The organism is Glaciecola sp. SC05 (assembly GCF_041380235.1).
Lineage (GTDB): Bacteria > Pseudomonadota > Gammaproteobacteria > Enterobacterales > Alteromonadaceae > Glaciecola.
Genome location: NZ_JBGIYY010000010.1, coordinates 62,138 through 77,901 on the forward strand (window position 1 = coordinate 62,138; position 15,764 = coordinate 77,901).

Annotated in this window: 9 protein-coding genes; 4 read left to right on the plus strand and 5 right to left on the minus strand. The window is 43.7% G+C overall.

The window, feature by feature from the left end:
* Positions 1-72 precede the first annotated feature (72 nt).
* Positions 73-4,467: a pullulanase-type alpha-1,6-glucosidase gene (gene pulA, locus AB9H30_RS10790; RefSeq protein ID WP_371194756.1), complete on the plus strand. Its 4,395-nt coding sequence runs from the start codon at positions 73-75 to the stop codon at positions 4,465-4,467.
* A gap of 102 nt (positions 4,468-4,569) precedes the next feature.
* Here the strand turns inward: pulA and AB9H30_RS10795 are convergent, their stop codons facing one another.
* Complete coding sequence (locus AB9H30_RS10795; RefSeq protein WP_371194675.1) at positions 4,570-6,384, minus strand: hypothetical protein; 1,815 nt, start codon at positions 6,382-6,384, stop codon at positions 4,570-4,572.
* A 24-nt stretch (positions 6,385-6,408) separates the two neighbouring features.
* Positions 6,409-8,286: a hypothetical protein gene (locus tag AB9H30_RS10800; RefSeq protein WP_371194676.1), complete on the minus strand. Its 1,878-nt coding sequence runs from the start codon at positions 8,284-8,286 to the stop codon at positions 6,409-6,411.
* A gap of 196 nt (positions 8,287-8,482) precedes the next feature.
* Here AB9H30_RS10800 and AB9H30_RS10805 point away from each other — a divergent pair, with 196 nt between their 5' ends.
* From AB9H30_RS10805 to AB9H30_RS10815, 3 genes are read left to right on the plus strand one after another with little or no spacing between them, the layout of a single operon-like run.
* Positions 8,483-10,399 (plus strand): carbamoyltransferase, encoded by a 1,917-nt coding sequence (locus tag AB9H30_RS10805; RefSeq protein ID WP_371194677.1) that lies wholly within the window; start codon positions 8,483-8,485, stop codon positions 10,397-10,399.
* Between the two features lie 5 nt (positions 10,400-10,404).
* Positions 10,405-10,842, plus strand: coding sequence for an SxtJ family membrane protein (locus AB9H30_RS10810; RefSeq protein ID WP_371194678.1), 438 nt, complete (start codon positions 10,405-10,407; stop codon positions 10,840-10,842).
* 1 nt (position 10,843) lies between these two features.
* Positions 10,844-10,996: a DUF5989 family protein gene (locus AB9H30_RS10815; protein WP_371194679.1), complete on the plus strand. Its 153-nt coding sequence runs from the start codon at positions 10,844-10,846 to the stop codon at positions 10,994-10,996.
* Between the two features lie 84 nt (positions 10,997-11,080).
* On the opposite strand, the gene AB9H30_RS10820 is transcribed toward AB9H30_RS10815, so the two are convergent.
* From AB9H30_RS10820 to AB9H30_RS10830, 3 genes are all read right to left on the minus strand, one after another.
* Positions 11,081-12,115, minus strand: coding sequence for a LacI family DNA-binding transcriptional regulator (locus tag AB9H30_RS10820; RefSeq protein WP_371194680.1), 1,035 nt, complete (start codon positions 12,113-12,115; stop codon positions 11,081-11,083).
* A gap of 128 nt (positions 12,116-12,243) precedes the next feature.
* A complete protein-coding gene (locus AB9H30_RS10825; RefSeq protein ID WP_371194681.1) occupies positions 12,244-13,872 on the minus strand; it encodes an alpha-glucosidase family protein in 1,629 nt (542 codons plus the stop codon).
* A gap of 288 nt (positions 13,873-14,160) precedes the next feature.
* The gene (locus AB9H30_RS10830; RefSeq protein ID WP_371194682.1) at positions 14,161-15,618 is read right to left on the minus strand and encodes an MFS transporter; all 1,458 of its coding nucleotides are present in this window, start codon (positions 15,616-15,618) and stop codon (positions 14,161-14,163) included.
* Positions 15,619-15,764: the final 146 nt, after the last annotated feature.

Consider the following 15,764-nt stretch of genomic DNA (forward strand, 5'->3'; position numbering starts at 1 on the left):
AATTTAGCCTCACTGCTTAAAAAAGGCCTCAAGTTAGGTCGCAACAAAAATATGACATTGGAGTATTCACCTATGTTTAGTCGTAAACGTGTTATCAGCTTTGCTGCTGTTATTCTGTCGGTATTCGTATTGGCAGGATGCGGTGGCTCAGATGTGGAATCGGGACAGGTTCTAACTACCTGTAACGTTCCTAATATACCTAATCCAAGCGGTCCTGGTTGTGTTCCACCGCCACCTATCGTTTGTCCCCCACCAACGGTGCCTAATGCAGCAAATGATGCCTGTGCCGTAGGATTTAATCCTGAACTGGATGATCCTGTATTTTTCCCAGGCACCGACCAAGCGGTTTTGTATTACAACAGAGCTGCAGTAGGGGCTGACAATAGTCCTAACGACCCGTCTTATGAGGGCTATCGCTTACATACATGGAGTAATGATGCATGTGATGCCTATGCCGACGCCGACACCCCCTGGGAAGATGGTCGAATTCACAACGGCATTGACCCTACCTATGGTGCATACTGGATCTTAGATCTTAAACCGGGCTATGCAGAAACACCGGGAGCATGTCATAACTTCATTATCCACATTGGAACAGATGACGCCGGCAAGGAAATGGGTGGTGGCGACTTTAAAGGTAAGCTTCAACAGCCTGATGACGAACGCTTTGCGCGCATGAATTTCACTTTCTCTGGCGTATCTACTATTTATGAATTCCCCATCGATTCTTTGGGAGAGCAACCAGTCTCTATTGATGGCGCTCAGGCCCACTGGTTAGATGCGACGACCTTGTTATGGAATGTTGACTTCGGTGTAGTGGATAGTGTGAAACTGCATTACTCTACAGATGCAAGCTTAGAAATAACACTCGAAACGGGTTTAAATGGCACTGTTGCTGATTTGACTGAAATTGATTTGACCGATGAGCAGCGAGCCATCGCGCCTCATTTATCCGACCTACCAGCCTTCGCCGGAAATTGGACAGAAGACGATGCAAAAGCTGTGCTTAAAACGCAAGCCGTATTAGGTGCATACAACAACGAAGGTAAGCTGGTTGCTGCCACTCGCATTCAAATTCCAAATGTCTTAGACCAGTTATACACAGTGGGTGAAAATGACGCAGATGAAGCGCAATTAGGCCCTGTTTATACAGATTCAGGTATTGAAGCAAGAGTATGGGCACCGACAGCAACGAATGTCGCGCTCAAACTTTATGGTGCAGACAAGCGCTTGCAGTCTACTAATGCAATGACTTACGACGCAACAACGGGTATCTGGACTTATGCGGGCTCAATGGATTTAGACCGTGCCTTGTATCGCTATGAAGTGACGGTGTTTCATCCTGAAGATGATCAAATAGAAGTATTAGACGTGACGGACCCTTATTCTGTCAGCCTAGCGCTAAACGGCCGTTTCTCTCAGTTTGTGAATCTACAAGATGAAGATCTCAAGCCAGAAGGCTGGGATACGCACATCATTCCTACTATTACAGACCCAGAAGATGCGGTGCTCTATGAAGGTCACATACGCGATTTTAGTGCGCTAGATGAGTCTACCTCTGAGGCAAATCGTGGTAAGTATCTTGCGTTTACTGAAAAAGATTCAGCGCCTATGCAGCATTTAGCAACCTTAGCTCAAAAAGGTTTAACGCATTTTCATATGTTGCCGGCTAACGACATCGCAACCATAAACGAAGACACCAACAGAACCGTCGATTTCTCAAGCACCGTTCAACAAGTATGTGCTTTAAAGCCTGCGGTAGAAATTTGTCGCGATAATACGCCACGCGATTTAACTATTGGTGAGCTTTATAATAGTTATGAAGTGTTAAGTGAGCCAGGCGCGGCACAAGCCTTGGCGCAGCAGCTACGTGATATTGATCAGTTTAATTGGGGCTACGATCCTAAACACTTTAATGCACCAGAGGGAAGCTACTCTTCCAACCCAGATGGTGTTGAGCGTATTATTGAAATGCGCGCGATGAATCAATCCTTGCATGAAATTGGTCTGCGAGTAGTACTTGATGTTGTATATAACCATACTAACGCATCTGGTTTGTTTGAAAATTCTGTGTTCGATAAAGTCGTACCGGGTTACTACCATCGATATGAAGTAGACAGCGGTTCAATTGTTCGTGAAACGTGCTGTGATGACACCGAACCTCGCAACCGTATGATGGAAAAATTCATGGAAGACTCTTTACTTCTATGGACTGAACATTACAAGTTCGATGGTTTCCGTTTTGATATTATGAGTCAAGCAACTAAAGATACGATGGTTGATTTGTATGCCAAAGTGCGCGAAATCGATGAAGACAACTACTTCTATGGAGAAGGTTGGACACGTCAAGACCGTGGTTACGAGCAGGCGAATCAAATCAATATGGCGGGAACTGAAATTGGTACCTTTAATGACAGAGTAAGAGAGGGTATTCGTCGCGGAAACATTTTCTATAACGGCACTAGAAACAGTCGTTTAGGTGCAGATGGCGAGGTTAGTTTGACCACCGCAATGAACGATCAGGACATTGTTAAAATGTCGATGGCCGGCACCTTGACCGACTTTATTCTAGAGACCTCTGGTGGTAATGCGACTGAAACAAGATCACTAGGCGGTTATGCTTTAGATCCAGCCGACATTATTAACTATGTATCAAAGCATGATAATGAGTCCTTGTGGGATCAATATAACTACAACCTCCCGTCTAACCTGACACTAGAAGAAAGAGTGCGCGCGCAAAACATAGGGATTGGTATTCCTATGTTGTCGCAGGGGATTCCGTTCTTACAAATGGGTGGCGACTTTTTGCGCTCTAAGTCTATGGACCGCAACACCTATGATTCTGGTGACTGGTTCAGCCGTATCGACCTTACCTTCGAAACTAACAATTGGAATGTAGGCTTACCACTAGCGGAAGACAACCAAGGTATGTGGGAGACCATTTCTACCTTTATGTTTTCTCCAGAGCGCGCGGCTAGCATGTCGCAAATTGAGTTTGCTAAAGAGGTGTTCCAAGAGTACTTAAGTATACGTCGCGACAGTAAACTGTTCCGATTGACCACTGCTGATGACATTAAAGCGCGCGTTGGTTTCCACAATATCGGCTCAAGACAGCAGCAAGGTTTAATTGTAATGAGCCTTGACGATGGCATAAATGCTGGCAGTGACGTCATGCTTGACGACCTTGACCCGATGAATGACGCGATCGTTGTCGTAGTAAACACAGGCTATGAAGAGAGAGCTATAGAAGTGCTTACTGCCACTGGATTTGAACTTCATGGTACGCTTATTGGTTCAGTTGACCCAGTTGTGCGTGATGCATTCTTCTCGGAAGGTTCTGACGATTCGGGTAATGGCACATTTACTGTTCCTGCGCTGACCATGGCGGTGTTTGTTAAGCCACAAGGTATGGATCGCGGCTACGGCTTGTCGTCTTTCGCGACTTCTGGTGCGCCTGATGTAGTGCCTTTTGGCGATATTGAAGTGTTTATACGCGGTCAGATGAATGACTGGGGCGAACTAGACCAAATGACCTATAAAGGTGATGGCGTCTACGAAGTTGCTATTCCGTTAACTGGTGCCACTACTTATGCATTTAAAGTAGCATCGAGTGATTGGTCATCGGTCGATTATGGCAACAATGGTGCTCCTGCAGTTATTGAAGCAACTGAGAAAGATGTATTCGCAGGTGAAGGCAACATGACCTTTACGCCAAGTGTGGATGCTACCTATGTGTTTAGCTTTAACGCAAGCGATACCAATGCAGCTACTTTGACCATCGTGAACGAAGAACCTTATGTAGGTAATCCTATCTTCCTTCGCGGCGGCATGAATGGCTGGGGACTTGATAATGAGTTCAACTACGATGGCGGACGTTTGTATTCAGTAGCGGTCACTCTAAATGCTGAAGAATATCAATTCAAAGTTGCCAACGAAGGTTGGGCTGCACCGAACCTAGGCGCCTTTAGTGAAGATGACGCTGATGATCTTATTGTTTTAGGTCAAGATTTACCGCTCACTGAAAATGGTGCCAATGTATTCATTGACGTAGCAGAAGCTGGCAACTATGTGTTTATTTTTGACAGCACAAACCTTGACGAACCTAAGATACGAGTCTTCAATGAGCAGTTCTTTGGTGCTAGTACGGTGTTTATCCGAGGGTCTTTAAATGGCTGGGGTGAAAATGACCCATTGGTCTATCAAGGTGCGGGTGTTTACAGTGTAAACATTAACTTAGATGGCTCTGACGTAGCGTTTAAAGTGGCAAGCTCAGATTGGGCGACTGTAAACTTAGGAGGCACGTCTGACGAAACCGCAGGCGTAACAATAGGCGAACCAAAAGTATTGTTCCAAGATGGCAATAGTGCGAACTTAAACATCGAAGCTCCTGCAGCTGGTATGTATCAGTTCACAGTACGAGGGCCAGATGCTAAGGCGCCTACCGTGACGGTGACACCGGTCAACTAAGCGCTTTGCCTATTGCTTTATTCAAAGCATGAATTAAAAAACCAGCGTAATATCGCTGGTTTTTTTTATTTACCATGTATGACTATTGCAAGACTTGCATCACTAATGCTGAGAACTAAGTGCACCTTTTAAATAACTAATATTATTATCAATCGCGCTGCCAATTGCGCCCGCGAGCTTTGCACGTTGGTAATAATGCAAGGATTCGTTTAAGCGTTGCTGTTTGAATTTAATCTCAGCGATTTGTAAATTGTATAGACCATTATGAGGGAGTGCATCGGCTAAAATTTGAATTGTCTTTGCCATCATAACTTGGTTATTTTCGCTTTTGTAACGGTTCAAACTGATTTCCATCATTTCCAACCATGACGTTCTACCAGCAAAAAAATCTTTTCCTAAGCGTTGTTGCCAATCCGATGGTGTGGGTAGGGAGGGCCTTTTCGGAGTCGCAGTAAAGGGATAATCAGAGGTTAAATTTAATATCGTCGCAAAGCCGTAATATTCTTCTTGGGGTAAGACCAGGCGTTCCGACCAAGCACGCTCAATACTATTTTTTACAAATGGTCTTACCTTTACATTTTCGGCGATGGCTTCATAAAATGCGTTCGAAATTACAAAATATCCTTGCAAAGTAGGGTGCAGGTGTTCAAGCATCATGCTGTTGCCGATAATCCCGTTTGGACTGCGCACTTCGAGCGCTTGCTGCGCGTCCACAAGCACAGCATCAAATTCTAAAGCGAGCCTTTGGATGATGTCGTTTATGGCTGAGGGTGCTCTAAAACGAAGTTGATCGTGCTCCACCGCTAAGCGGAAGTGCGTTTTTGCAATCTCAACTTGTTTGAGTTCGGTCGCTAGCTTTGCAATACGATAATGTAGATCCGCAGAAGTGGATTGCGACAAAATCGGTGATATTTTTTGTAAGTCTTGAACTACGCTACTTCTGTCTGTATTAGCGACAGATGAAAAAAAGGCATTTGTAATCGTCTGAAACTCGGCTTCTACCGGCAAGCTTGAAAACGGCGCTTGGTCTGCTTGGTTGCTCGCAATGGTGGATATATATACTTGAATACCAGCTGATTGATATTTGCCAAGCAATGCCGACATATTGTTTTCAAATTGCGCTAAACCTGCGTGGTATACACTTGAGTCTAATGGTATAGACTTGTTTTTAGCTACCTTTGCCATAAAAGTGCGTGAGCGCTGATTATTTTGCTGCACTTCAGTAATTTCTGCCTCGTTTGGCGATCCTTTCGATGCCTCAGGGCTAGACAGTGAAAAATAGAAACTTTGCAGAAGCTGAAAAACCCGCAGGTCTTTGAGGCTTAGAAACCAACGTGTGGTAATACCTGAGCCCATCGCCGTATAGTTTGAGCCAATCCCTAAAATACCTAAAAATTCATTGTGACCGGCATAGATCAGCACAGCATCTGGCTGCTGTTCTATAATTTCATCAGCAAAATCAAGCAAAGTGTAACTGTTTACAGCCGACATTGCGGTATTGAGTACTTCTACATGTTTACCTAGTAAGCTCGATTTAAGTCGTTGGTCGAGAGTGCCAGCAATGCTGGCCCCCAATCCATATGGAAAGCCTGCTGCAGTGCTTCCACCTTGCACAACTACTCGATAGCCGTTTTTCGGTTTTTCTTTGAGAATGAAGTTGGTTTCCATAGTAACGGAAGGCTTAGGGGCGTTCTCTGGAAAATACCGCGCCATCACATCAGGCCGCGGCAGTTGATAACTTGGATGGGCTGGATTTTCGATAAATAAAGGAAGGTCTTGCCCAAAGCCAATGATTCTTAGTGCTAACTCAAAGAATACAAAAAACAATACAGGAATACATGCAGTGATCACGTAGAAAATAATCGGACTCTTTGCAGCAGAGTGTTTATCGTTTTGCTTTTTAGTTTGTTTTTTCATTCATATTGCTTCTATTTATCTAAGCTAAGTACTGATTTGCTGCCTAATGCTTAGCGCCCTTTGATTATCTGGTTCGATTCTCAAGAGCGCGTCGAGTATCGCTATGGCATCAGGAAGGTTTCCTGACTTAAATACAATTTCAGCCAACGTGAGATAGTAATTAGCATTAATTTGAGTGCCCGGTTGCTGCACATATAGTGCTCGGCGAGCATAAAACTCTGCGAGGCCAAGCTCGTCTATTTGCAAATATAACAAGCTCGCAACTCTTGCCGCTTGAGCTTCATCTGGCAAAGCGTCGTGGAGTAAACCTGCTGCATTAGCCGCTTGTCGAATATCTCCTTGCTCTTGCAGAATGGTCAAAAGTGCTTGCTGAGTGTTGAGCCATGACTCCCCCTCAATGCGTCGTTTTGCAATTTTTTGCAGCGCGCTAGTATCTGCAGGTGCAGCAATGGCTTGCTTACTATCTGTAAAAGGATAATCAGAAGTCAGCGTTAAAATCTTGTAATCGCCCACCATTAAATCTACCTCAGATAGCGGCATGTTAACCCATGCTTTATCAATCGGTAGCGAGCGAGTTGCGCCATGGTTTTTACCCATCAAAGCATTAAATGCTTGATTATTAACTAGGCCATTGAAAAAAGCATTACCGATTAAAAAATAAGCTCGAGGTGTAGGGTGAAGATGCTCGAGCATGTGCTCGGCGCCTATTATCCGGCTGTCACTGTCTTTACGAATCTCGCCTTCGCTGTCGACTAGAAAGGTCAAGACATCTGTGTCTGCTGCCGCTTGAATGATTTTATTGAAAGCAGAGGGCGCTCTAAAGCGCAGAAGGTCGTAATCTCTACTCATGGCAAAATATGCCGCGGCTCGTTCATCCTTCTCACTGAGCATGGCTTGCGCCACCGCATAGGCGAGATCGGCTGAATGAATACCACCATCTAAGATGCGCAGGCCTTGTTGTATAATGCGTCGATTGGAGCGTACTTTTGTTTCATCTAGCAGGTCTATGACTTCGGGTGAATTATAAGACGAAAAAGGTGTAAGGTCTTTTTCATTAGACGCGATGGTCGATAAATACAAAGGCACTTGTGCCTGCATAAAAGCGAGCTGAATCCCTTGCAAGTTTTGTTCGAATTGCTGCACACCTCGCTGAAAAAGCGCAGAGCCATATTCAATTGATTTTTCTTTTGCAACAGAGGCCATCACCGTGCGAGAACTGTCACTATGGTCCACTGACTGTGCCACTCCTAAAAAGGACTGATACACAGTTTGTATCAACTGAAAAATTCGCCATTCTTTTAGTTTGAGAAACATCAAATTAGCAGCATGGCTACCTTTGGAAGCATAAACCGAACCTACTCCCATAATACCTAAATATTCATTGTGGCCCGCATACATGAGGACGGCGTCTGGTTCGATGGCAATGACCTCGTCCACAAAGTCTAAAAGTGCATAGCTATTTATACTGGCCATTGCTACCGAGATAATTTCAATATGACTGTTTGGAAACTGCGCTTTTACTTGCTGATTGAGCATCGCTGCCGGCGAGCCAAAACGACCATATGGGAAGCCTGCGGCACTGGAGCCGCCCATCAACACAATGCGAATACTGTTCGGATCTTTTTGTTTCTTGAATAAGAAGGTGTCAGGTCCTACTGGCGGAGCATATGCTGGTTGATGAAAAAACCGTTTTACGACATCTGGATTGGGCTGAAGGTATTCAGTCTTATAGTTTGATTCAATGAATAAGGGATAGCTATGTCCAAATCCTGAGACACGCAAGACGACCTCCAATGTCAGCAATAGCGCAAACGGTAATATCATGGCAATAACATAAAAAACAGGGCGTGTTTTAGCCGCATTATTGTGAGTATTGTTATTGTGTTGTTTTTTTGCCGGCATATTTGTTGTATTGCCTTTGATGACATAATTATTGCGTTTCTGGGACGTAGTTTATCCTAAAATTTGGGTAAAAATCATGTTAACGGATTGTTGCATACGTATGCGGTGGTAAAAATTCGTTATTTCATAGTTTTAGACTAGTTCAGTTGTAAAATATCAGTACACTAAATGCCGGTTTGTAAATAGAGCCATTGAAATGACAAAAATTTTAGGGATATCGGCTTTTTATCATGATAGCGCTGCGGCGTTAATCATCGATGGCGATATCCGATGCGCCGCACAAGAAGAGCGCTTTTCTCGTATTAAACACGACCCCAGCTTTCCCATTCAGGCCATCCAATATTGCCTGCAAAGTACGGACACCGACCTACAATCTATTGATGCTATCGTTTTTTACGATAAACCCCTACTAAAGTTCGAACGTTTGCTAGAAACCTACTTAGCAACGGCGCCCAAAGGGTTTTTGTCATTTTTACGCGCCATGCCTATTTGGTTAAAGGAAAAGCTCTACTTGAAGTCAGTACTGCGAACCCATCTGCGCAAGCTTATTCATCAACAGCGCGCAAAAGCAAACAGCAGTCTTTATTACGACGAAGTCACTAAAGAGAAAAAGCCCAAAGTCCCTCAACTGCTCTTTTGTGAGCATCATGAATCTCATGCCGCCGCAGCTTACTTTCCGAGTCCTTTTGATGATGCGGCCATACTTTGCTTGGACGGCGTTGGCGAGTGGGCAACTTCTTCCGCTTGGCGAGGTCAATCTGGTAATTTAAGCCCGCTATTTGAAATTCATTTTCCGCATTCCTTGGGTTTGCTGTATTCAGCCTTTACCCAATACTGTGGCTTTAAGGTCAATAGTGGTGAATACAAGCTAATGGGGTTGGCGCCTTATGGTGAGCCCATCTACACAGATTTAATTAAGCAAAAGCTCGTCAAAATCAGGGAAGACGGTAGTTTTTCTTTAGACATGGACTATTTCGATTACGCTGCTGGTAACACCATGACTAACGCGAAGTTTCACTCCTTGTTTGAAGGGCCTGCTCATCCTTTAGACGCAGACACCACGCAAAAACAAATGGACTTAGCGCGTTCGATTCAAGTGGTCACAGAAGAGATTGTACTAAATATTGCGCAACACCTTTATCAACAAACGGGGTGTAAAAATTTATGCTTAGCCGGCGGTGTTGCGCTTAATTGCGTATCAAATGGACGTTTAAAGAGAGAAGGTCCGTTTAAAAATATCTGGGTCCAACCTGCTGCTGGTGATGCGGGTAGTGCTATTGGCGCAGCGTTACAGGTTTGGCATAAATATTTTCAAAATCCCAAAACATCACTTGTTAGCACCGATGAAGACCCAGAATTTGGCGCCCTAGATCATATGAAAGGAGGATACCTAGGCTCGAGCTTTACGAGTCAAGACGTCATTAAAGCATGTGAAAGCAAAACTTTGGTTTTCTCAGTAGAAAGTGACGACAATTTATATACGCAAGTGGCTAGCTATCTTGACCAAGGTAAAGTGCTAGGTTGGTTTCAAGACGCTATGGAGTTTGGCCCACGTGCTTTAGGTAATCGCTCAATTCTTGGAGATGCACGCAATACACAGATGCAGTCACAAATGAACCTAAAAATTAAACAACGCGAGTCCTTTCGACCCTTCGCCCCTGCGGTTTTAAGCGAAGATGCGGGTAAATGGTTTGATTTAGACGTGCCAAGTCCTTACATGCTATTGGTAGCCAATGTGAAAGAGGAGCATTGTATTAAGCTTCAAGGAGAAAGTGCGAGTGGCTTAGAAAAGCTACATCAAATTCGCAGCAGCGTGCCTGCCATTACGCACGTAGATTACTCGGCGCGGGTGCAAACAGTTCATCGAGCGAGCAATCCCAAATTTCATCGACTTATCAGCGAATTTAAGAACCTCAGTGGCCTTGGTATGGTAATTAACACCTCGTTTAATGTGCGAGGAGAGCCGCCAGTGTGCAGTCCAGATGATGCTATTCGCTGTTTTCTTGCGACCGACATGGATGTGTTGGTAATGCAAAATGTGGTTTTGCTTAAGTCAGAGCAACCCGCTGACCAGATTGAGTTAGCTAAAACCGTCCGCTTTGAGAAGGACTAATACACATGATAAAGCTCTTACAAAAAATAATATTACCTTTGGCTAGCAAAGACGACGTAGAGGCTCTGCGCTCATTTGCACGCCTCATGTCATTGGCTTTTCCCATTATTTTTATGCTCCTCTTGCCATGGTTATTTGGCCCTAACTTGCCGTATTGGCCGCTGGCAGTTCCTATAGTATTGATGTCGCTTCATGTGTTCTATCCAAAAGGCATTTATTATCCCTATTATGCGTGGATGGTCATCGCGTCAGTTCTCGGTTGGTTTAACACCTCGCTGATTTTGGGTTTGGTGTTTTATATCATAATCACGCCAATTGGGGTTATTATGGCCATGTTGGGTAAACTGCAATATAAAAAGCGTGTTACAAGCAAAAGTAACTGGGTAAAGAAGGAAAATACAGATGCTAACAAAGACAAAAAACGTTTAGAGGAACCATTTTAGCGTGATTGAATTTTTACAAGACTTATGGCGTTTTTTGCGAGTGCGCAAAAAGCTTTGGCTTTTACCTATAATTGTCATTCTTGCGCTGTTAGGCGCGATCGTAGTAGCTACTCAGCAGTCATCGCTTGCTACATTTATTTACACCTTATTTTAGCAACTAGCATGTATCATGCTTTGAATGCCTCAAAACACTTTGCAACAAGGTCTGCAAGGTTAGGGATTTAAGTAGTAGAAAAACTCAGTTTGCACCGCATGAACGTCGAATAACTAGTTCAGGCTGCATTAAGATATCGACGACCGACTCATTATGAATCAGTTTCAGTAGGTTGGTGACCAATAATTGACCCGCTAATACTGTGTTTTGCTGCACAGTCGTAATCGCGGGAGTAGAGAAACTGCTGGCAGGAATGTTGTCATAACCCACTACCGCAAAATCCTTTGGAACTTGCATACCACGATCATTAATCGCTCTTATTGCACCTATGGCCATCAAATCAGAGGCACAAACAATAGCTTGTGGTTTTTTATCACCCACAAATTCATCTAATAATTGTAAAGTTGCCAAATAGCCATCAGATTCGGTAGAGATAGCATCAACATGTTGCAACATCGCGGAACCTAGCTTGGCTTCGTGCAATGCGCTCATACAACCCTCATATCTGGCTTTGAGCTCTGGTGCGCTGGCACCAATATCGCCAATAAAGGCAAAGCGTTTATGTCCATTAGCTAACAAATGTTGAGTGATCATGTAACCACCTTTGAAATTGTCTGAGCCAATAGAAATATTAGGGTGATTTTTGTCGGGTGCGCCCCACCTCAAAAAGTGAGTTTCTTGTTCTTCAAGCTGAGAAAGCTTGTGTTCGTAATCAGTATAATTGCCATAACCTAAAAGAATTAAACCGTCTGCTTTATTACTATCTTCATAAACCGCATGCCAATCGTCGCTTAAATTTTGAAAAGAGACTAACAAATCATAACCAGCGCTTGCAGTAGCCTTAGTAATACTGCCAAGCATACTGATAAAGAATGGGTTGATGGAGCTATCGTCAGAGGTGGGATCTTCAAACAACAAAAGGGCGAGTGTTTTACTTTTTTGCTTGCGCAAATTACTCGCGTTTTTGTCGACTTTATAGTTTAAGTCTTGCGCGATTTTCTTTATTTTCTCACGAGTTTCAGGGTTTACTAAAGGACTGTCACAAAGTGCACGCGAAACAGTTGACTGCGAAACTCCCGCAGCATATGCAATATCAAATGAAGTCGCTTTACTTTTCATGAAACACATCTAAAAACTCATAATATGTCATGTATACACCAGTAGGGCTTCTTTATTCAAGTATTAGCCATGGATTGCAACAAAAAATCTACCCTCATGGCTCAATACAGGCTGCCCATAGTGAATCACTAACTTTTACTAAAAAAGCTGCTAAACGGAGGAAGCTCAATCACGCCATTGATCAATCTACCTGAGGCGAGTTTGTGGCCGCACTGAGGCTTCATTGATTCTGCCAATACCAAATTTATGCTCTGCATCTGAGCACTTAAATTAAAACACACCAACATTTGTGAGCCATCGTACTGACGAGTAAACGCTAAAATCGGTTCAGGGCTATCAATAAATGTAATATCCCCATATAGCAATTCGGGGTATTGTTTACGCCACTGCGTGAAGTTTCTATAGCTATTTAATATTGAGTCATCCGCGTCTTCTTGCTTGCTGACCGCTAATGCCTTGTGACAATCTAGCATCGGTAACCACGGTTTTACTTGGCTAAAGCCCGCTTGCTCATCATCATGCTTCCATGGGTGCGGTGTACGGCAACCATCGCGCCCTTTAAATTGAGGCCAAAATGCAATGCCGTAAGGATCTTGAATATCTTCGTAAGCAATGTCACCTTCTGGTAAGCCGAGTTCTTCACCTTGATAACTACACACACTTCCGCGCAGTGATGCAATCATCGCAAACAACATTTTTGCAAAATCAGGAGAGCGCTCATGATTTCCTGCTTTACCCCATCGACTTACTACCCTTTGCACATCATGGTTGCTGATAGACCAGCACGGCCAGCCATCCGCCACTTTAGATTCTAGTGAGCTCACCACTTGCTTTATATACCCTGCTGTAAAGTTTTCGTTGAGTAAATCGAAGCTATACCCCATATGCAAGCGCTTATTGCCTTCGGTGTATTGTGCCATTGTCTGCAACGAGTCTTCAGATGAGATTTCACCTAGAGCAACCGTACCAGGATACTTGTTAAGCAAACTGCGAATAGACTCAATAAAGCCCAAGTTTTCATCTTGTGTGTTATTAAAATAATGATACTGGTAGGCATAAGGATTTTTTTCATCAAAACCTATGCTTTTCCTCAATGCTCTAGGTTTAGCTGGATTGTCACGAAGCTGAGCGTCATGAAAGCAAAAATTAATCGCATCTAAACGAAAGCCGTCCACGCCACGCTTTAGCCAAAACTCAACATTATCTAACACCGCTTGGCGTACATCAGGATTATGGAAGTTAAGGTCGGGCTGGCTAGTTAAGAAATTATGTAGGTAATACTGCTGACGCCGCGGCTCCCAAGTCCATCCCATGCCACCAAATATTGATAGCCAATTATTAGGTGGGGTGCCGTCTTCTTTGGCATCTGCCCACACGTACCAATCTGCTTTGTCATTTGTTTGGTCTTCGCGACTTTCAATAAACCACTGGTGTTGGTCAGAGGTATGACTGAGCACTTGGTCAATCATAATTTTTATATTTAGATGATGTGCCTTTTCAATTAAGCGATCAAAATCTTCTAAATTTCCGAAAATGGGGTCAATATCGCGATAATCACTAATATCGTAGCCAAAGTCTTTCATGGGGGATTTGAAAAATGGCGAAATCCAAATTGCATCAACGCCCAAACTAGCAATGTAATCGAGTTTATTGATGATACCGGGTAAATCACCAATACCATCATTGTTGCTGTCGTTAAAGCTGCGCGGATATACTTGATAAATTACCGCGCCACGCCACCACATTTGTTCTGTCATTGCTAAAACCTTAATTATATATTCAATCTTGATACCATCAGATATCACGCAGCTAACAATACGGAAATTAACTACTGAGGACTAGCGTCTACATACGTATTCAAAGGAGTATTTAAACAATTCGTTAACATACATTAAGCGCTACTGAATTAGCTCCCATTATAAGCGGTATGCTGCGTTACGGCTGGTTAGTCGGCGCATTTGTACTCTCTTTGGTCCTTTTTGCCATTAATCAAGCATTGACGCAAACTATGATGTCGTGGGCTTTGACGACGCAAGCTAGGCGCCTCAGCTTTCTTCGCTTTCTTTTACAAAAAATACCGAGGCGGCTGCAAAAAACATCAATACTCCAGCCAGCGCAATTATATTAATAGCTACATTATCAAAAACATATTTTAAGATTAAGCCCGCTGTGAGCGCGCTTAAAATTTGTGGCGCCGCAATAGTGAAGTTAAATATTCCCATATAAATACCGGTTTTGTCTGCCGGTAAGGAGCCTGCCAACATTGCATAGGGCATGGCCAATATGGCGGCCCAAGCAATACCAACGCCTATCATTGGAATCAGTAGATATAAGGCCCCCATTGGCACGGTGACTTGCGTAATAAACAAATTGACGTCGACCGGTGTAAAGTTTTGGAAAAACATAAAGCTGATATAGCTAATACCACCTAGTGCCAATGACGCCGAATACACAAGCTTGCGACCGAGTTTGTCGGCTAACTTAGCCAAGAAAATAGAAAATATAGCGGCGAACAAAGAATAAGCGGCAAAAATAATACCCACCCAATCTCCGGCCGCGCCTTTTGCTGCCACAATTTCTAAGGGGATACTATCAAGTGATGCCAAGTAGGCTTGATCAAACCACTTTTTATCCACACCCCAAATATGCTGGGTAATCGCGTTAGTGGTATATACCCACATAATAAATAAAGAGAACCACGAAAAGAACTGGGTTACCGCTAGGCCACGCATGGTCTTAGGCATATGAATGACTAAGCTAAAGAAGTTAGCTAAACGCTCGGTAATAGGCTTAACCTGGGCCCTTTCTTTGGCAACTGCGTCTGCATCCATCCCTTTGTAGGCATAATATTGCTTGGGAGCATACTCTTTGGTTCTAAAAACTGTCCACAGCACAGTACCCAATAATACCGTTGCACCAATATAAAACGCCCACATCACACTTTGCGCGACTTCACCGCGCTGAGCGGTGTTATCTAAACCAATAACGTTGGTCAAAATAAATGGCAATAAAGAGCCTACAACTGCCCCAACGTTGATGAGCAAGGACTGTATGGAGTAGCCTACATTGCGCTGCTTTGGCGGCACCATGTCTGAGACCAATGCCCGAAAAGGCTGAAAACACACATTAAATGATGCGTCCATAATCGCGAGCATGAGTACGCCAAATATCATTGGGGCCATAAAGGCAACAAATAAGGGCGCGTTAGGCATAAGCACCATGCCAATAGCGGCAGCAATGGCGCCGGCAAAAATGAAGGGGGTACGCCGCCCCATTCGATTCCAAGTACGGTCTGAAGCTGCACCTACAAAAGGCTGCACGATTAAGCCCATGAGCGGGGCAACAATCCAAAAGAAGGAAAGCTGATGAGGGTCTGCGCCTAGGTCAGATAATATTCGGCTAACGTTGGCGTTTTGTAGCGCAAAACCAAACTGTACCCCCAAAAATCCAAAGCTAACGTTCCATACTTGCCAGAAACTTAAGGTAGGTTGTTTGTTTGCCATTAATGCTACTCTTTTTAATTGTTAACTACTTGTAACAGATGTGATGAGTGTACCTTGACTTGTAAGCAATGACTATTTGCCTGCATACGTATTCAAGAGCTCTGCTTGTAGTTTATAAGCACAAGCAAAGCCCTCAAGAGTAAAGT

Excerpts from the sequence above, each read along its gene's own strand:
- AB9H30_RS10830 (WP_371194682.1), bottom strand. The coding sequence starts at position 15,618 with ATGGCAAACAAACAACCTACCTTAAGTTTCTGGCAAGTATGGAACGTT.
- AB9H30_RS10800 (WP_371194676.1), bottom strand. The coding sequence starts at position 8,286 with ATGCCGGCAAAAAAACAACACAATAACAATACTCACAATAATGCGGCT.
- pulA (WP_371194756.1), top strand. The coding sequence starts at position 73 with ATGTTTAGTCGTAAACGTGTTATCAGCTTTGCTGCTGTTATTCTGTCG.
- AB9H30_RS10810 (WP_371194678.1), top strand. The coding sequence starts at position 10,405 with ATGATAAAGCTCTTACAAAAAATAATATTACCTTTGGCTAGCAAAGAC.
- AB9H30_RS10820 (WP_371194680.1), bottom strand. The coding sequence starts at position 12,115 with ATGAAAAGTAAAGCGACTTCATTTGATATTGCATATGCTGCGGGAGTT.
- AB9H30_RS10825 (WP_371194681.1), bottom strand. The coding sequence starts at position 13,872 with ATGACAGAACAAATGTGGTGGCGTGGCGCGGTAATTTATCAAGTATAT.
- AB9H30_RS10795 (WP_371194675.1), bottom strand. The coding sequence starts at position 6,384 with ATGAAAAAACAAACTAAAAAGCAAAACGATAAACACTCTGCTGCAAAG.
- AB9H30_RS10805 (WP_371194677.1), top strand. The coding sequence starts at position 8,483 with ATGACAAAAATTTTAGGGATATCGGCTTTTTATCATGATAGCGCTGCG.